The sequence below is a fragment of the Micromonospora sp. WMMD735 genome (assembly GCF_049178995.1).
Taxonomy (GTDB): domain Bacteria; phylum Actinomycetota; class Actinomycetes; order Mycobacteriales; family Micromonosporaceae; genus Micromonospora; species Micromonospora wenchangensis.
Genome location: NZ_JBMHMJ010000002.1, coordinates 4,268,608 through 4,285,342, shown reverse-complemented (window position 1 = coordinate 4,285,342; position 16,735 = coordinate 4,268,608). Strand labels below are relative to the sequence as shown.

16 protein-coding genes are annotated in these 16,735 nt (G+C 73.6%); 12 read left to right on the top strand and 4 right to left on the bottom strand.

Going from position 1 to position 16,735, the window contains the following annotated elements; genetic code table 11:
- The first annotated feature begins 29 nt into the window (after positions 1-29).
- The 5 genes from ACN268_RS18355 (at position 30) to ACN268_RS18335 (ending at position 6,227) form a co-directional block, all read left to right on the top strand.
- Entirely contained in the window at positions 30-1,550 is a 1,521-nt protein-coding gene (locus tag ACN268_RS18355; protein WP_421484248.1) for an MFS transporter, read from the top strand.
- Entirely contained in the window at positions 1,547-2,995 is a 1,449-nt protein-coding gene (locus ACN268_RS18350) for a pyridoxal phosphate-dependent decarboxylase family protein (RefSeq protein WP_421484246.1), read from the top strand. The genes ACN268_RS18355 and ACN268_RS18350 overlap by 4 nt, the downstream gene beginning before the upstream one ends.
- Before the next feature lie 239 nt (positions 2,996-3,234).
- Positions 3,235-3,816 (top strand): NADH-quinone oxidoreductase subunit B, encoded by a 582-nt coding sequence (locus ACN268_RS18345; RefSeq protein WP_421484245.1) that lies wholly within the window; start codon positions 3,235-3,237, stop codon positions 3,814-3,816.
- Between the two features lie 562 nt (positions 3,817-4,378).
- Positions 4,379-4,729 carry a hypothetical protein gene (locus ACN268_RS18340; protein WP_421484243.1) on the top strand — a complete coding sequence of 117 codons (351 nt, stop codon included), beginning with the start codon at positions 4,379-4,381 and terminating at the stop codon, positions 4,727-4,729.
- 181 nt (positions 4,730-4,910) lie between these two features.
- Positions 4,911-6,227 (top strand): DUF2252 domain-containing protein, encoded by a 1,317-nt coding sequence (locus ACN268_RS18335; protein WP_421484241.1) that lies wholly within the window; start codon positions 4,911-4,913, stop codon positions 6,225-6,227.
- A gap of 16 nt (positions 6,228-6,243) precedes the next feature.
- Here the strand turns inward: ACN268_RS18335 and ACN268_RS18330 are convergent, their stop codons facing one another.
- The gene (locus tag ACN268_RS18330) at positions 6,244-7,290 is read right to left on the bottom strand and encodes a glucose 1-dehydrogenase (protein WP_421484239.1); all 1,047 of its coding nucleotides are present in this window, start codon (positions 7,288-7,290) and stop codon (positions 6,244-6,246) included.
- Positions 7,291-7,567: 277 nt separating this feature from the next.
- On the opposite strand from ACN268_RS18330, the gene ACN268_RS18325 reads away from it, so the two are divergent.
- Together ACN268_RS18325 and ACN268_RS18320 are read left to right on the top strand one after the other, a co-directional pair.
- A complete protein-coding gene (locus ACN268_RS18325; protein ID WP_421484237.1) occupies positions 7,568-8,332 on the top strand; it encodes an NADH-quinone oxidoreductase subunit C in 765 nt (254 codons plus the stop codon).
- Entirely contained in the window at positions 8,332-9,297 is a 966-nt protein-coding gene (locus ACN268_RS18320; RefSeq protein WP_420118328.1) for a complex I subunit 1/NuoH family protein, read from the top strand. Before ACN268_RS18325 ends, ACN268_RS18320 begins: the two co-directional genes overlap by 1 nt.
- Positions 9,298-9,348: 51 nt before the next feature.
- Here ACN268_RS18320 and ACN268_RS18315 read toward each other — a convergent pair whose 3' ends face one another.
- Both ACN268_RS18315 and ACN268_RS18310 read right to left on the bottom strand, forming a co-directional pair.
- A complete protein-coding gene (locus ACN268_RS18315; protein ID WP_421405872.1) occupies positions 9,349-10,665 on the bottom strand; it encodes a S8 family peptidase in 1,317 nt (438 codons plus the stop codon).
- 293 nt (positions 10,666-10,958) lie between these two features.
- Positions 10,959-12,005 (bottom strand): glutathione S-transferase family protein, encoded by a 1,047-nt coding sequence (locus ACN268_RS18310; RefSeq protein ID WP_421484235.1) that lies wholly within the window; start codon positions 12,003-12,005, stop codon positions 10,959-10,961.
- Positions 12,006-12,131: 126 nt separating this feature from the next.
- Between ACN268_RS18310 and ACN268_RS18305 the strand changes: the two genes are divergently transcribed.
- Positions 12,132-12,554 (top strand): ester cyclase, encoded by a 423-nt coding sequence (locus tag ACN268_RS18305; RefSeq protein ID WP_421484233.1) that lies wholly within the window; start codon positions 12,132-12,134, stop codon positions 12,552-12,554.
- Here ACN268_RS18305 and ACN268_RS18300 read toward each other — a convergent pair.
- A complete protein-coding gene (locus ACN268_RS18300; RefSeq protein ID WP_421484231.1) occupies positions 12,535-13,110 on the bottom strand; it encodes a Uma2 family endonuclease in 576 nt (191 codons plus the stop codon). The two genes, ACN268_RS18305 and ACN268_RS18300, sit on opposite strands and share 20 nt — an antisense overlap.
- A gap of 130 nt (positions 13,111-13,240) precedes the next feature.
- Here ACN268_RS18300 and ACN268_RS18295 point away from each other — a divergent pair, with 130 nt between their 5' ends.
- From ACN268_RS18295 to ACN268_RS18280, 4 genes are read left to right on the top strand one after another with little or no spacing between them, the layout of a single operon-like run.
- Positions 13,241-13,885 (top strand): NuoI/complex I 23 kDa subunit family protein, encoded by a 645-nt coding sequence (locus tag ACN268_RS18295; protein WP_421484230.1) that lies wholly within the window; start codon positions 13,241-13,243, stop codon positions 13,883-13,885.
- Positions 13,882-14,439 carry an NADH-quinone oxidoreductase subunit J gene (locus ACN268_RS18290; protein WP_421484229.1) on the top strand — a complete coding sequence of 186 codons (558 nt, stop codon included), beginning with the start codon at positions 13,882-13,884 and terminating at the stop codon, positions 14,437-14,439. Before ACN268_RS18295 ends, ACN268_RS18290 begins: the two co-directional genes overlap by 4 nt.
- On the top strand, positions 14,436-14,816 hold the full coding sequence (gene nuoK, locus ACN268_RS18285) for an NADH-quinone oxidoreductase subunit NuoK (RefSeq protein WP_421484228.1): 381 nt from the start codon (positions 14,436-14,438) through the stop codon (positions 14,814-14,816). The genes ACN268_RS18290 and nuoK overlap by 4 nt, the downstream gene beginning before the upstream one ends.
- Positions 14,813-16,726 (top strand): NADH-quinone oxidoreductase subunit L, encoded by a 1,914-nt coding sequence (locus ACN268_RS18280; RefSeq protein WP_421484226.1) that lies wholly within the window; start codon positions 14,813-14,815, stop codon positions 16,724-16,726. Before nuoK ends, ACN268_RS18280 begins: the two co-directional genes overlap by 4 nt.
- Positions 16,727-16,735 lie beyond the last annotated feature (9 nt).

Genomic DNA, 16,735 nt, shown 5'->3' with positions numbered 1-16,735 from the left:
CGGCGGTAACGTGAGTAACATTCGGCCGCATGGACGCGCCACCGGCCGGGCCCGGCTCCCCACCCGCCGGCCTGCCTGCGTCGGCTGCCGGGCGGCCCGCGCCGGCTGGTGCCGGCGGGGGCGGGCTGCCGCGTCGGGTGCACGCCGGTTACGCGCTCGGTTCGCTGGCCACCGGGGCGTTCGGGACCGTGCCCGGGTTGCTGCTGCTGCCCTACCTGACCGACACCCTCGGGGTGGCCGCCGGGCTGGCCGCCCTGCTGGTGCTGCTACCCAAGGCGTGGGACGTGCTGGTCAACCCGGTCGCCGGGCGGATCTCCGACCGCACCCGCTCCCGCTGGGGGCCGCGTCGGCCGTGGCTGCTCGGCGCCGGGCTCGCCCTGGCGGTGCTCTTCGCCGCCATCTTCGCCGCGCCCTTCGGCGTCGGGCCGGCCGCCGGGGCGTACGTGGCCGTCGCGTTCCTCGCCACCGCCACCGCGTTCGCCTTCTTCCAGGTCCCGTACGTGGCGATGCCCGCCGAGCTGACCGACGACGCGGCGGAGCGTACCCGGCTGATGGGCTGGCGGGTCGCGGTGCTGGCGCTGGCCATCCTGATCTCCGGCGCGGTGGCCCCGGTGGTGGTGACCGCCGGCGGCGAGGGGGTGGCCGGGCACCGCTGGATGGGGGTGTTCGTCGCCGTGCTGATCGCGCTCGGCGCGCTCGGCGCGTTCCTCGGCACCCGGTCGGCGGCGACCGGCACGGTGACCGCCACCGAGCCGACGCTGCGCGCCCAGCTCGCGGTGGTCGCCGCCGACCGGCCGTTCCGGGCGCTGCTGCTCTGCTTCGTCGTCCAGTCCGCCGGGGTGGCGACCATCCTGGCCGGGGTCAGCTACTTCGCCGCCCAGATCCTGCGTGACCCGACCACCGGGCCGACCGTGCTGTTCGCCTGCTTCGTCGGGCCGGCGCTGCTGGTGATGCCGCTGTGGACCCGGCTGGGCGCGCGCCTGGGCAAGAAGACCGCGCTGGTCGCCGCCTCGCTGCTGCTGGCCGCCGGTGCGGCGGCGCTGGTGGCCGCGCCGGTGCTGCCCGCCGTCGCCGTCTACGCGGTGGTCGCGCTGCTCGGCGTCGGGTACGCCGGTCAGCAGGTCTTCGCGCTGGCCCTGCTGCCCGACTGTGTGGCCGCCTCCACGGCGCGCACCGGCCGCCGCCAGGCGGGGGTGTTCACCGGCCTGTGGACCGCCGGGGAGACCTTCGGCCTGGCCCTCGGCCCCGGCATCTACGGCCTGGTCTTGGCCCTCTCCGGCTACGTCTCCTCGGCCACCGGCACCGCCGCCCCCCAGACCCCCACCGCCCGCCTGGGCGTCCTCCTCGGCTTCACCCTCATCCCCGCCCTCCTGGTCGCCCCCGCCACCCTCCTCCTCCGCCCCCACCCCTACCTCCCACCCCCCACCCCCACCCCCACCCCCGCCCCCACCCCCGCCCCCGCCCCCGCCCCCACCCCCCTCGTCGATCATGGAGTTGCGGCGGGGACGAAAGCCGCAGAAACCCACGGAAAGGCCACCACAAATCCATGATCGACAAGAACGGGGTGCCTGCCGAGCGGGTGCTGGATGAGATTCGGCAGCTGCGGGTGGGGGACCGTCCGGTGCACGGGGGGCGGCTGTTCGCCTACGTGTACGACCCCGGCGTCGGTGGGCTCGACGCGTTGGGGGCGGCGGCCCACGCGGAGAGCGCCCACGTCAACGGGCTCGACCCGACCGCCTTCCCGTCCCTGCTGGCGATGGAGAACTGGCTCGTCGGGGCGGCCGGCGGGCTGCTCGGCGGTGGGCCGGGCAGCGCCGCGCCGGACGTGGTCGGCAGCGTCACCAGCGGCGGGACCGAGTCGCTGATCCTGGCCGTCAAGGCCGCCCGGGACGCCCGCCCGGAGCTGACCGCACCCCGGATCGTGGTGCCGGCCAGCGGGCACGCCGCCTTCGCCAAGGCCGCCCACCTGCTGCGGGTCGGCCTCGACACGGTGGGAGTCGACCCCGTCACGCTGCGCCCGTCGGTGGCGGACATGGCCGCCGCGATCGGCCCGGAGACGGTGCTGGTCGCCTGCTCCGCCCCGTCGTACGCGCACGGGGTGGTCGACCCGGTGGCCGGGATCGCGCAGGTCGCGGCGGCGGCCGGGGTGCGCTGCCACGTGGACGCCTGCTTCGGCGGCTGGACCCTGCCCTACCTGCGTCGCCTCGGCGTGCCGGTGCCACCGTTCGACTTCACCGTCGACGGGGTCACCTCGATCTCCGTCGACCTGCACAAGTACGCGTACGCCCCGAAGGGGGTGTCGGTGCTGCTGCACCGGGATGCGACGCTGCGCTCCCCGCAGTACTTCGCGTACGCCGACTGGCCCGGTTACACCATGGTCAACCCGGTGCTCGCCTCGACCCGCTCGGGTGGCCCGATCGCCGCCGCGTACGCCACCCTGCGGCACCTCGGCGACGACGGCTACCTGCGGTTGGCCGCCACCACCCGGGACGCGGTCGACGCCCTGGCCGCCGCCGTACGCGGGGTCGACGGGTTGCGGCTGATGGCCGAACCGGAGTCCACAGTGGTCTGCTTCACCGGCACCGACCCGGCGTTCGACCTGTTCGTCCTGGTCGACGAGCTGACCGCCCGGGGCTGGCACACCCAACCCCAGCTCCGGTACGCGGACCTGCCCGCCAGCGTGCACCTCACGGTGACCGCCTCGGTGGCCCCCCGGGTGGCCGAGTTCGGCCCGGACCTGGCCGCCGCGGTGGCCGCCGCCCGCCGGGCCGGGCCGGTCGAGCTACCGGCCGACCTGCTCGCCCTGGCCGGGTCGTTGACCCCGGAGGCGCTCACCCCCGAGCTGATCGGTGGACTCGCCGCCGGCCTCGGGCTCGGCGCCGGGCCACCGGACCGGATGGCGGTGGTGAACACCCTGCTCGACGCCGCCCCCGCCGCGCTGCGGGAACGGCTGCTGGTGGAGTTCGTCGGCCTGCTGCAACGCCCCACCTGGTGACCCCCGCGTCCCGTCCGTCGCGGCCGGTGGTCGCGGAGGCGTGACGGCGTCGCCGGGAGGTCGCGCTGGGTCGGCCCCGCCGGTCCGGGGTCGCGCCGCCGGTCCGGGGTCGTGCCGTGCCGATGCGGGACGGGCCTGGCGGGACGCGGGACGGGCCCGGCCGGTTCGGGGGCCATGCGGGGCGGTTGTGGTTGACTGTCCCTGGGCGGACAGCGGGTCGGCGGGGACGGGAGGCGGTCGTGCAGTTGCCGGGAGTGCTCGGCGAGCCGATCCGGTTCGTCCTCAACTGGGGTCGCCGCTACTCGCTCTGGGTGTTCAACTTCGGCCTGGCCTGCTGCGCGATCGAGTTCATCGCCACCAGCATGGGCCGGCACGACTTCATCCGGCTCGGTGTCATCCCGTTCGCCCACGGCCCCCGGCAGGCCGACCTGATGGTGGTCTCCGGCACGGTGACCGACAAGATGGCCCCGGCGATCAAGCGGCTGTACGACCAGATGCCCGAGCCGAAGTACGTCATCTCCTTCGGGTCCTGCGCCAACTGCGGTGGCCCGTACTGGGACTCGTACTCGGTGACCAAGGGCGTCGACCAGCTCATCCCGGTCGACGTCTACGTGCCCGGCTGCCCGCCCCGGCCGGAGGCGCTCCTGCACGGCATCCTCCGCCTCCAGGAGAAGATCGCCGCCGAACAGTCAGGCATCGGCGGCGTGGACCGCTCCGACCCCCTGGCCTCCCCGGTCGACGCCGGTGCACCACCGGCCGGCGACACGTCCTCCCGTTCGGTGGAGTCGCTGACCGCCCCACCGGTACACCGCCCCGACTGAGGCACCGCCCGGTCGAGTCCCGCCGCGACGCCCTGATCGAACGCGCGTGACGGCTGCGGGCGTCGGCAGGACACCGTGTCCGGGCCCGGTTTGCGCGTGCCCTGCTCCGGCATAATCAACCATGGTGAAGCTCGATGTTCCGGGCGGCACGCCAGCGGCCCGAGGCGAGGAGGGAACCGCGGTGGTAGTGCCAGAAGACGTGCCGAGGAACCAGAGTCCCGACGAGCGGCCGACCCTGCGGCGACGCCTGAGCCGCCACTACAATGAGAGGCTGGACGGCAGCGGCCGGGGAGCCGTGCTGAGCGCACTCATCGGCCTGGTGACAGCCCTGCTCGGGGCTGTAGTGGCGATCTACGTGGGGACCAGGGGCGACGACAGGAACGCGCCACCGGATGCCAGGCCGAGTGCCGGAGCGAGTAGCCCTGCCGACGCCCCGCCGGTGCCGACTTCACCGGCCTGGCCGAGTCCCACGGCCATCCCGAGCCCTACGGCGGTTCCGTCGACCGAGCCGGGCCCCACCACGGCCGCCCCACCCGACGGCGGGGTCCGGTGGAGCGGCGAGGTGCGGTTCGCCACCCAGGGCGTCGATCTCGACACCGTGCCTGCGACGGTGCAGAGGTACTGGTCGAGCGACGCGGACCTCAGTCGGGATTCGGCGAGCGCGGATGACGGGTTGCACGCCGAATGGGGACAGCTCGCCCTGTGGCCGGGGCCGGGCACGCCCTCGCGGCAGCAGTGCGCCGAGCGCGTCTCCACGCACGGCGCGGAGCGGGTTCACATCCCGGTCGGCAGAATCGGTTGCCTGACCACCAACAAGGACCACGTCGCCATGTTCAAGGTCATCCGCTATCCGGACGACTCCTTCCAGGTGACCGCCCACGTCACGGTCTGGACCCCGCCAGGGGACTCCTGACCCGTCCCCTCCCGATGGGTAGGTCCCTTGCCGGCGTGAAGGTGCCGGAACCTGCGCCGAGCCGACCCACCTGGCGCTGCCGGGCGTGCGGGACCGTCCGGCCGTGCTCGCCTGCCACGCTGCGAACCGGGGGTGGGCGGCCCCGGCGGAGAGGTGGCGGGTGGGGGTTAGCGTGCGGGGCATGACCGACTCCGTGGACCGACGGTCCGCTTTCATCGTCGACGTGTTGACCGAGGAGTTCGGCGCGTCGATGGCGCTCGACCCGGCGGCGTTCCGCCGGAAGTTCCGCAAGATGGCCGCCTCCCCGTTCGCCTTCTACCGGGGCAGCGCCTCGCTGTTCTACGCCGACCAGCGCGGTGAGTTCGCCGACGACGCGTTCCTCGACGAGCAGACCAGCCGGGTGTGGATCCACGGCGACCTGCACGCCGAGAACTTCGGTACCTACATGAACGCCTCCGGGCACCTGGTGTTCAACGTCAACGACTTCGACGAGGCGTACGTCGGGCCGTTCTCCTGGGACCTCAAGCGGCTCGCCGCCAGCGTGGCCCTGATCGGCTACGCCAAGGCTCTGTCCGACCGGGCGATCGGCGAGCTGGTCACCGGCTTCGCCCGGTCGTACCTGACCGAGCTGCGGGCCATCGCCGCCGGTGGGGACGACGCGATCGGCTCGATCACCCTGGACAACGCCGACGGGGTGCTGCGCCGGGTGCTCCAGGAGGCCCGGCTGAACACCCGGGTCGACCTGCTGGCCGCGCAGACCACCGTCGACAACTACGAGCGGCGGTTCTCCCTCGGCGACGGGGTGTTCGAGATCGACGCGGAGACCCGCAAGAAGGTCTGCGCGGCGTTCACCGGGTACCTGGACACCCTGCCCCCCTCGACGGCCCGGCTGCGACCGGTCGCCACCCAGATCAAGGACGTGGTGCTGCGCAAGGGGGTGGGCATCGGCTCGGCCGGGCTGCCGTCGTACAACCTGCTACTGGAGGGGCACACCGAGGCGTTGGAGAACGACGTCGTCATCTACATGAAGCAGGCGCAGGTGCCGGCGGTGGCCCGGCACATCGACGACGAGCGGGTCCGGGGCTACTTCCGGCACCAGGGGCACCGCACGGCCGAGTCGCAGCGGGCGTTGCAGGCGCACGCCGACCCGTGGCTGGGCTTCACCGAGCTGGACGGGGCGGGTCAGCTCGTCGCCGAGGTCTCCCCGTACGCCGCCGACCTGGACTGGTCGGACGTCAACGAGCCGGAAGAGCTGGCCGGGGTGCTCGCCGACCTGGGTCGGGCGGTGGCCCGGATGCACTCGGTCGCCGACGACGAGTCCAGCCACGACCTGGTCGACTACTCCACCGAGGAGGCGATCGTCGCCGCGATCGGCGACGACACCGACGGCTTCGTCGGGCACCTGGTCGAGTTCGCCCACGCGTACGGCGTCCGGGCCCGCACCGACCACCAGCTCTTCGTGGACCTGTTCCGCAACGGCCGGCTGCCCGGCATCTGAGCCGGCCCGTCGGGCGTCACGCCCCGAACTCCAGCACCACCTTGATGTCGTCGTCGGCGTGGGCGTACGCCTGTGCGTACGCCGACACCGGCACCCGGCGGGTGATCAGCGCGTTCAGCCACGACTGGTCGGCCCGGGCGAGCGCCCGGGCGGCCAGGTCCCAGTGCCGCCGGTTGGCGTTGACCGAGCCGAACACCACGTTGTTCTCCAGCACCAACGCCCGGTTGAGCGCCCCGGCGTCGAAGTCGATGGACCGCCCGCCGCTGGACACCCCGGTCAGGCAGACGATCCCGGCCGGGCCGACCTTGCACATGGTCTCCAGCACCACGGTCGGCGCGCCGGTGCACTCGACCACCACGTCCGGCTCGAAGTCCAGCTCGTCGACCGGCACCGTGTGGTACGTCGCCCCGAGCGCCCGGACCAGGTCCGGCTTGGGACCTGTGGTGTTGCGGTCCAGCACGTGCACCGACAGGCCACGCTGGACGGCCAGCAGGGCCGCCAGCAGCCCGATCGGCCCGGCCCCGGTGACCAGCACGGTCTGTGGCTTCCACTCCGCCCGGGTGCCGATCTGCGCGATGTGGTCCCACGCCTTCGCCACCACGCTCGCCGGTTCCAGCAGCATGCCGACCGGGGCGAGGACGGGGTCCAACCCGACGGCGAACTTCGGCTGCACCCGCCACCGTTCCCGGGCGAAGCCGGTCAGCCCCTTGATCCCGTGCTCGGTGTACCGCCCGTTGCGGCACATGTCCCACTCGTCGACGGCGCAGTTCGGGCAGGGCACCGGGTCGGGGTGGCGGACGATGCCGGCCACCAGGTCGCCGGGTTGCAGGGTGCCGGACGGGTCCTCCAGCACCCGGCCGAGGGACTCGTGGCCGAGCACCAGTTCCCGCTGGCCGGGTGGGGCCTCCCCGTAGTCCCCGGCGATGATCTCCTGATCGGTGCCGCAGATGCCGACGGCGACCGCCTCGACCAGGATGGCCCCCTCCTCGGCCGGCGGCTCCGGCCAGTCCTGCACCAGCCGCAGCGAGTCGCGGACCCCGGGAGTCACCGTCACAGCGCGCACGGCCCCATCTTTCCCCGCCCGGCCCCGCCCCGCCGGCCAAAGTGCCAGATGCCCACCCCGCCCTGCCGGACAGGGCCCGCCGGATACGCCGCCGGACCCGCCGGACGACGCGGCCGGACCCGCCGGACGACGCCGCCGGGCCCGCCGGACGACGCCGCCGGAACTGTCGTGCGACGCGGCGGGGGGGTCGTCCGTTCACCTCATCCAGGTGTCCGCCGGGCGCGTACGACCGGGCGGGCGGGCCCGGCGTCGGGGCGGCGGCCATAGGATCAACCGCATGACTCCGGAAGAGGTCGGTCGGCGGGTGGTCGCGCTGCTCACGCCGGTCGAGGCGACCGCGTCGGTGTCCGGCGGGCAGGCCCACGCGCGGGCCACCGTCGACGTACCCCCGGTGGCCTGGGCGGACACGCTCCGCGCGGTGCGCGACGACGCCGAGCTGGCCTGCGACTTCTTCGACTGGCTCTCCGCCGTCGACGAGCTGGCCGCCGGCTTCGACGTGGTGGTCCACCTGTGGTCGACCCGGCACCGGCACGGCGTGCTGCTGCGGACCCGGGTGCCGAGACAGTCGCCGACGGTGGCGTCGGTGGTCGACGTGTTCCCGGGCGCGGCCTGGCACGAGCGGGAGACCCACGAGATGTTCGGGGTCGACTTCACCGGCCACCGGGACCTGGCCCCGCTGCTGCTGCCGCCCGAGTTCGAGGGGCATCCGCTGCGCAAGGAGTTCGTGCTCGCCTCCCGGGTGGCCAAACCGTGGCCGGGGGCGAAGGAACCGGGCGAGTCCGAGGCCGGTGGCGGTCGTCGGGCGGTCCGCCCGCCCGGGGTGCCCGCCCCGGGGGAGTGGGGTGTGGTGCCGGCCCCGGCCGGCCCGGTGACGGTGGGTGAGGGCGCTCCGGCCCGCGCGCCCCGGGAGCGGCCGGCCCGGCCGGCCGCGGGGGCCCGTCCGCCGCGTACCGCCCGCTCCGGCGCGGCCGGCGACCCCCCGGCGGCCGGCGACGGCCCGGCGCGCGGTGACCAGGGTGGCGACCAGGGGGGTATGGCCTGATGCCGACCTGGTTGGAGCTGGTGATCCGGATCGGCGGGGTGCTGCTGGCGTTCCTGACCCTGCCGCTGATCGTCGGTCAGGCCGAGCACAAGGTGATGGCGCACATGCAGGGCCGGCTCGGTCCGATGTACGCCGGTGGCTTCCACGGCTGGGCGCAGCTCGTCGCCGACGGGATCAAGTTCGTCCAGAAGGAGGACATCACCCCCCGCGAGGCGGACCGGGCGGTGTTCCGGCTGGCGCCGGTGGTGGCCCTGGTGCCCTACCTGCTGGTGCTGCTGGTGATCCCGCTCGGCCCGGACGACCTGGTCGGGCAGCCGCTGGACATCGGGCTGTTCTTCGTCCTGGCGGTGGTCGGCGTCGGCGTGGTGGCGGTGCTGATGTCGGCGTGGGCCTCGGCCAACAAGTACAGCCTGCTCGGCGGGCTGCGCGGGGCGGCCCAGCTACTCGGCTACGAGCTGCCGTTGGTGCTGGCCGCCGCCTCGGTGGCGGTGGCGGCCGGGACACTGAGTCTCGGCGGGATCGTCGAGGCGTGGCAGCCGTGGTGGCTGCTCTGGCAGGCCCCCGCCATGATCGTGTTCTTCGTGGCGGGGCTGGCCGAGATCCGACGGCCCCCGTTCGACATGCCGGTGGCCGACTCGGAACTGGTGTTCGGCTACATGACCGAGTACACCGGGTTGCGGTTCGCGTTCTTCCTGCTCGCCGAGTACGTCGGGATCGTGGTGATCGCCGCGCTGACCACCGTGCTGTTCCTCGGCGGCTGGCAGGGCCCGTTCGCCGACGCACAGCTCGGCTGGCTGTGGACCCTGCTGAAGGTCTTCGCCGTCTCGTTCGTGATCATCTGGCTGCGGGTGTCGTTCCCCCGGCTGCGGGAGGACCAGCTCCAGCGGCTGTGCTGGCTGGTCCTGGTGCCGGCCGCACTGGCCCAGCTGGTCCTCACCACCGCCGTACGCCTCACCCTGAACTGAGCGCCGGCCCGGAGGGGCCCCGGGACACTGTCCGGGGCCCCTCCGGTGTGCTCACGGCGCGGCGTAGAGCAGGCGGTTCGGGGAGCCGACCCCCGGGTTGACGACCTTGCCGGTGGTGGCGGCGGTGATCAGCGCGCTCTTGGCGGTGGCGAGGGTCGCCGACGGGTTGGTCTGCCGGTAGCGGGCCAGCCAGCCGGTGACGTGCGGGGCCGCCATCGAGGTGCCGGACCAGCCGCTGGCGACGGCGGTGTTCGAGGCGATGCCGGCGGAGGTGATGTCCACCCCCGGGGCGAAGATGTCGACGCAGGTCCCGTAGCTGGAGAACGAGGCCCGGTTGTCGTTGATGTCGGTCGCGGCGACGGTGATGCCCCGGCTGGACCGGGGGCCGTTGGTGCAGGCGTCGGTGTTGAAGTTGTTGGCGATGAACACCGGGTACACGCCGTGGTCGATCAGGTTCTCGATCGAGGTGTTCGCGGAGGTGCCGTAGCCCTGGAGGCTGAAGTTCGCCACCGAGACGGCCGCGTGGTTGGTGGCCAGCCAGTCGACGCCCTCGATCAGGTCGGTGCTCCACCCGGAGTTGTCGCACTGGAGCACCCGGACCGCCCGCAGCGTCACCGACTTGGCGACCCCGTAGGTGGTGCCGCCGATGGTGCCGGCGACGTGCGTGCCGTGGCCGTGGCAGTCGTTGGTGCCGTTGCCGTCACCGACCGCGTCGTAGACCCCGGCGGCCCGGGTGCCGAAGTCGACGTGGGTGGCCCGGATGCCGGAGTCGACGATGTACGCGGTCACCCCGGAACCGGTCGAGGTGTAGCCGAAGCTGTTGCTCAACGGCAGGTTCCGCTGGTCGATGCGGTCCAGCCCCCACGACGGCGGGTTGCTCTGCACGGCCTGGATGGACACGCCGCCGGCCTGGGCCCGCTCGGCGCGGGCCGTCGTCGGTCCGGTCCGGTCCGGGGTGGTGCTGGTCAACCCGCCCTCGATCCGGGTGTCCCGCTCGACGTACTGGACGGCCGGGTCGTTGCGGACGGCGGCGAGGGCGGCCGGCGGCAGCACGGCGGCGTACCCGTCGAGGACCTGGGTGTAGCGGTTCAGCACGGTACCGCCGGCCCGTTCGGCGACGGCGGCCGACTGGTCGGTGCGGGCGAGGCGGGCGGTGCGCTCGCCGCTGACCGGCTTGTCGGAGAGGACGACGATGTACCGGTCCGGCGCGGCCTGCGCGCTGCCGGCCAGCAGCGGCGCGGGCGCGGCCCGTCCGGGGCCGGGGGTGGCCGGTGCCGCGACGGCGGCGTTGGTGGTGGTGGCGAGCGCGCCGGCGAGAACACCGGCGAGTACGCCCAGACGTGCGGTCCTGCTACCCAGCTTGCGCAAGGCTAGATCCTCCTCAAGAGGGGAGTCCGTAGTGGACTGGTAGCCCGTCGACGGGAATCGCGGCGACGGACATCCCCTAGTCGAACAGGTCATATTGACCATCGTGTTAACTCTTGGGCACCGAAGGTGAATGTGCGACAGCTCTCAGTGTCCGGATTCGACTGTGGTGCGGCGACCGGCAGCAACGGCGGTGGGCCGGTGACCGCCCGGCCGCAGCGGCGTGCGTGCGGGTGGGACGACAGCAGCGCGCCCCCGCCCGGTGGTCCGGGCGGGGGCGCGTGGTCGGTGGTGGTTCAGCCGATCGGGGTGTGCTCCGCCGGCACCTGCTCGGCCGGCGGCGGGGGCGGCGGGGGCGTGCCGTCGCCGAACGGTCGGCCGCCGAGCGCCTCCCGCCCGTGCGGGCTGAGCCAGTTGACCAGGTCCGGGCCGAGCGGCACCACCCCGGTCGGGTTGATGTCCCGGTGCACCTCGTAGTAGTGCCGCTTGATGTGGTCGAAGTCGATGGTGTCGCCGAACCCGGGGGTGGCGAACAGGTCCCGCGCGTACGCCCACAGCACCGGCATCTCGCTCAGCTTCTGCCGGTTGCACTTGAAGTGGCCGTGGTAGACCGGGTCGAAGCGCACCAGCGTGGTGAACAGCCGCACGTCGGCCTCCGTGACGGTGTCACCGACCAGGTAACGCTGGTTGGCGAGCCGGTCGCTGAGCCAGTCCAGCCGGTCGAACAGCCGCCGGTACGCCTTCTCGTACGCCTCCTGCGAACCGGCGAAGCCGCACCGGTACACCCCGTTGTTGACGTCGGCGAACACCACCGCGTTCACCTCGTCGATCTCGGCGCGCAGCGCCTCCGGGTAGAGCTGCGGGGCGCCCTCGCGGTGGTACGCCGTCCACTGGGTGGACAGGTCCAGGGTCATCTGCGCGTAGTCGTTGGTGACCACCTGCCCGGTCGGCACGTCCACGATCGCCGGGACGGTGATCCCCCGGTCGTAGTCGGGGTAGCGGGCGAAGAACGCCTCGGCCAGCCGTTCGATGCCGAGCACCGGGTCGCGCCCGTCCGGGTCCAGGTCGAACGTCCAGCTCCGGGCGTCGTGGGTGGGCCCGGCCACCGCCATCGGCAGTGCCTCCTCCAGCCCGAGCAGCCGCCGTACGATGATCATGCGGTTGGCCCACGGGCAGGCCCGGCTGACGACCAGGCGGTAGCGGCCGGGCTCGACCGGGTAGCCGTCCCGCCCGTCGACGGTGATCCGGGTGGCGATGTAGCGCTGGTCGCGGGTGAACTCACCGCCCGGCTCGACGTACTTGCCGCCGCTCTGGGTCGCCGTCGTGCCGTTGCTCTCCGCCATCGTGTCGCCTTTCGTCCGCTTCGGCTCCCATCATGGCGGGTCCGGCTGCCGGCGGCACGGTAACGCCCGGGGTCGACACCCCACCTCGACCGGCCGGCCCCGACCCGGCGGGCCTAGGCTGCCCGCATGATCGACGTGGAGGCGGCGGCCCGGCGCTTCGTGGCCGACGTGTGGAACGCCGGCCGCGAGGAGTCGGCCGACGAACTGGTCGCCGAGGAGTGCCCGGGGCTGGGCGGCGCCGGCCCGGCGGCGGTGCTGGCCTGGCACCGGGACCGCCGGGCCGCCTTTCCCGACCTGCGCTACAAGCTGGTGGACGTGGTGGCGACCGGGGACCGGGTGGCGCTGCGCTGGCGGGCCGCCGGCACCCAGGCGGGACAGTTCGGCCCGGTGCCGCCGACCGGGCAGGTGGTCAGCTACTCCGGGGCGACGTTCCTGCGCTTCGACGCCGCCGGGCGGATCGTCGACGTGTGGAGCGTCAACGAGCTGTTCCAACTGTTGCAACAGTTGGGGGTGGAGATGCTGCCGCCGCTCACCGACGCCGGGGCGTGATCCGGGCGATCGACAGGTTCACCGGGAACGGCTCACCGGTGTCGACGAACTTCGTCCACCGCCCGGTCTCCAGGTAGACCTCGTTCACCGCGTCGATCTTGTAGGTGTGCACGACCAGGCCGTCGTCCTCCACCTCGATCCGCCAGTAGAACGGGATGCCGGCCTGCGCGTAGAGGGTCGGTTTGAGCACCCGGTCGATGGAGCGGGTGCTGGGGGAGACGATCTCGACGGCCAGCACCACCTCGTGCGGCTCGTAGCGGGACGGCTCGCGGGCCGCGGCGGTGGACGTGGTCACCAGCACGTCGGGGATGAAGGAGCGGGTCCGGTTGATCCGCACCTCCACGGCCTGGGTCACGTCGTAGTCGTCGGGACACTCCTCTTCGAGCGCGACGCCAAGTCGCATCGCGATGGTCTGGTGGACACGGGTGGGGGAGGCGGGCACGATCAGCACTCCATCGAGAAGTTCGCGGCGGCGGCCGTCCTCGGGCAGCGCGTCCAGATCGTCGGTCGTCCAGCCGCCCTCCGGCGGATGGTCGTTCTGCAACGCGGCGGTCATCGGTCGGTCCTTCCCGGTGCGTCGTTCTCCCCGCCCGTCACGGTAGCGCCGGCAAACGCCGGGTGGTGGTCGCGCACGCCGTGGCCACAGGGCAGGATGACCCCATGAGCGAGCGAATCGGGGCGACACGGTGAGCGAGCACGGCGGGGGCACCGGCGGCGGGCTGGTGAAGGGGCTGGCGGTCACGTTGAAGACGATGACCCGCCGGTCGCACACCCAGCAGTACCCGGACGTCGCCCCCGAGTTACCGCCCCGCTCCCGGGGCGTGATCGCGCTGCTGACCGAGAACTGCACGGTCTGCATGCTCTGCGCCCGCGAGTGCCCCGACTGGTGCATCTACATCGACTCGCACAAGGAGGAGGTGGCGGTGGCCGGCGCGGCCCGTCCCCGCCAGCGCAACGTCCTCGACAAGTTCGACATCGACTTCTCGCTCTGCATGTACTGCGGCATCTGCATCGAGGTCTGCCCGTTCGACGCCCTCTACTGGTCGCCCGAGTTCGAGTACGCCGAGTACGACATCAAGGACCTGCTGCACGACCGGGACCACCTCGGCCAGTGGATGGCCACGGTGCCGCCGCCGCCCGCGCACGACCCGCACGGCGAGCCGGCCAAGGAGGAGACCACCGCCGCGCGCAAGGCCGCCGCCCCGACCAGCTCCGCCGCCCGCCCCACCGTGGTACGCCCCGAGCCCGGCCCCGCCACCCCGCCTGCTCCCGGCGTCGGACCGGCCGTCCCCGAGCCCGGCCCCACCGACGACGGAGGTGCTCCCCGGTGACCGGTGCGGACGTGCTGCTGCTCGCCCTGGGCGCGGTGGCGGTCGGGTCGGGGGTGCTGGTGGTCGCCACGAAACACCTGGTCCGGGCCGGCCTCTACCTGGTGCTCTGCCTGGGCGCGCTGGCCGGCGACTACCTGGTGCTCACCGCGGAACTGGTCGCCTGGGTGCAGGTGCTGATCTACGTGGGCGCGGTGGTGGTGCTGCTGCTGTTCGCGGTGATGCTGACCCGGGCCCCGATCGGGGCGTCCGACGACCTGGACCGGCCGGGCTGGCCGGCCGCGCTGATCGGGGCGGGCACCGGGCTGGGCCTGACGGCGTTGCTGGTCGACGCGTTCCGCTGGTCGACGGTGGAGCTGCCGGCGGCGGGCACCGCCGAGGGCATCGGCGAGCAGGTTTTCCGCTCCTGGGTGCTGCCGTTCGAGGTGCTGTCGGTGCTGCTGCTGGCCGCCCTGGTCGGCGCGGTCATCCTGTCCCGCCCCGACATCGGCCGCCACCCCGACGCCGCCCCCGCGTCGTCCCGCCCCGATCCCACCACCGGGGGCGGTGTCCGGTGAGGCCGGTCATCCCGTACGTCACGGCCGCGCTGCTGTTCGGCCTGGGCGTCTACGGCGTACTGCGGCGACGCAACGCGGTGCTGGTGCTGATGGCGGTGGAGCTGATGCTCAACGCGGTCAACCTGATCCTGGTCACCGCCGACACCACCGTGCGGGCGGTCCTGCCGCACTCCGGGCAGGTCTTCGCACTGTTCGTGATCGTCCTGGCCGCCGCCGAGATCGGCGTCGGGCTGGCCATCGTGCTCCAGCTCTACCGGCTGCGGGCCAGCGTCACCGTCGACGACGTGCCGCTGACCGAGCCGGCCGGCGACCGCGCCGGTTCGACCGGTGACGTCGTGGCCGGGTCGGCCGGCGCACGGGCGGAGGCCGGGCGGTGACCGGGCTGCTCGGGGCGGCGCTGCCGGTCGTACCCCTGGTTGCCGGGTTGCTCGGGTTGCTGCTGCCGCCGGCACCGCAGGGCGCGACCACCGGGGAGGGCACTGCCCGGCGGGCGGCGATCGGCCTCGGGGTGGCCGGCGCGGCCGGCGCGCTGCTGGTCGCGGTGCTGCTGCTGGTACGGGTCGGCGACCCGGTGGAGACCAGCACCACCTGGATCGACCTCGGCGGGCTGCGGGTCACCCTCGGGGTGCGGCTGGACGGCGTCGCCGCGCTGGTCGCCGTCGCCGTGACGGCGGTGGCGCTGGCGGTACAGGTCTACTCGGTGGCCTACCTGCGGCGCGGACCACACGACGACGTCGAGGTGGACCACCGCTATCCCCCCTACGCCGCGCAGATCAGCCTGTTCACCGCCGCGATGCTGCTGGTGGTGGTCAGCGGCGACCTGATCCTGCTGCTGGTCGGCTGGGAGGTGATGGGCCTCTGCTCGTACCTGCTGATCGCCCACGACCGCCAGCTGCCCGAGGCGCCGGCCGCCGCGATGAAGGCGTTCCTGGTCACCCGGGTGGGTGACGTCGGGTTCCTGCTCGGCATCGCGCTGCTCGGCGTCTCCGCCGGTAGTTTCCGGATCGCCGACGTGCTCGCCCACGACCATGCCACCGGCACGCTGGCCGCCGCCTGCCTGCTGCTGCTCGCCGGAGTGGCCGGCAAGAGCGCCCAGTTCCCGCTGCACACCTGGCTGCCGGACGCGATGGCCGGCCCGACGCCGATCTCCGCGCTGATCCACGCCGCGACCATGGTCGCCGCCGGGGTGTACGCGGTGACCCGGCTCTACCCGCTGTTCACCGGGGCCCCGGTAGCGCTGGCGGTGCTCGGCGTACTCGCCTCGATCACCCTGCTGCTCGGCGCGCTCGCCGCCACCGCCCAGGACGACCTGAAGCGGGTACTCGCCTGGTCGACGGTCTCCCAGCTCGGCTACATGACCGGTGCGCTCGCCGTCGGTGCCCCGGCCGCCGCACTGTTCCACCTGCTCACCCACGCCGCATTCAAGGCGCTGCTGTTCCTCGCCGCCGGCGCGGTGATCCACGCCGTCGGCACCACCCTGCTGTCCCGGATGGGCGGGTTGCGGCGCAGCATGCCTGTCACCTTCTGGTGCACCCTGATCGGTTTGGGCGCGCTGGCCGGCGTGCCGCCGCTGTCCGGCTTCTGGAGCAAGGACGGTGTGCTCGCCGCCGCCGAGGCCGCCGCGCTCGACGGCACCGGTCCCGCCCCGACCTGGGTCGGCTGGCTGGTCTGGCTGGCCGGGCTGCTCGGGGTGCTGCTCACCGCCGCGTACGCCACCCGGCTGCTGCTGCGCGCCTTCTTCGGCGAGCCCCGGCTACCGCTGCTGCACCCGCACGACCCGCCGGCGGCGATGCGCTGGCCGGTGCTGCTGCTGGCCGTCCCGGCCGCGCTGCTCGGGCTGGCCGCGTTCTGGCCGCCGTTCACCGACCGGCTGCGGGGCACCGCCACCGACGTCGACCTGGTCCACCTCGCCCCGGCGGTACTGCTACCGCTCGCGCTGCTGCTGGTCGGGGCGGGGCTGGCCTGGGCCGGCTGGCGGCGGGACCCGGCCGCCGATCCGGCCCACGCGCTGGGTCCGCTGCGGCCGGTGTTCGCCCGCGCCTTCCGCCTCGACGACCTGCAACACACCCTCGTGGTACGCCCCACGACCGCGCTCGCCCGGGTGACCCGTACCGGTGACGAGGTCGGGGTGGACGGCCTGGTGGAGGGGATCGGCCGGGGCGCCTCCACCCTCGGTGCCGGGCTGGCCGCGCTGCACCGGGCGGCGCTGCCCCGCGCGACGGCGGCGGTGCTGGCCGGTGCCCTGCTGATCGGCCTCGCCGCCGCCCTGATCGGAGTCTCCTCATGAGCGCGAGGA

Excerpts from the sequence above, each read along its gene's own strand:
- ACN268_RS18355 (WP_421484248.1), top strand. The coding sequence starts at position 30 with ATGGACGCGCCACCGGCCGGGCCCGGCTCCCCACCCGCCGGCCTGCCT.
- ACN268_RS18350 (WP_421484246.1), top strand. The coding sequence starts at position 1,547 with ATGATCGACAAGAACGGGGTGCCTGCCGAGCGGGTGCTGGATGAGATT.
- ACN268_RS18335 (WP_421484241.1), top strand. The coding sequence starts at position 4,911 with ATGACCGACTCCGTGGACCGACGGTCCGCTTTCATCGTCGACGTGTTG.
- ACN268_RS18325 (WP_421484237.1), top strand. The coding sequence starts at position 7,568 with ATGACTCCGGAAGAGGTCGGTCGGCGGGTGGTCGCGCTGCTCACGCCG.
- ACN268_RS18320 (WP_420118328.1), top strand. The coding sequence starts at position 8,332 with ATGCCGACCTGGTTGGAGCTGGTGATCCGGATCGGCGGGGTGCTGCTG.
- ACN268_RS18310 (WP_421484235.1), bottom strand. The coding sequence starts at position 12,005 with ATGGCGGAGAGCAACGGCACGACGGCGACCCAGAGCGGCGGCAAGTAC.
- ACN268_RS18305 (WP_421484233.1), top strand. The coding sequence starts at position 12,132 with ATGATCGACGTGGAGGCGGCGGCCCGGCGCTTCGTGGCCGACGTGTGG.
- ACN268_RS18300 (WP_421484231.1), bottom strand. The coding sequence starts at position 13,110 with ATGACCGCCGCGTTGCAGAACGACCATCCGCCGGAGGGCGGCTGGACG.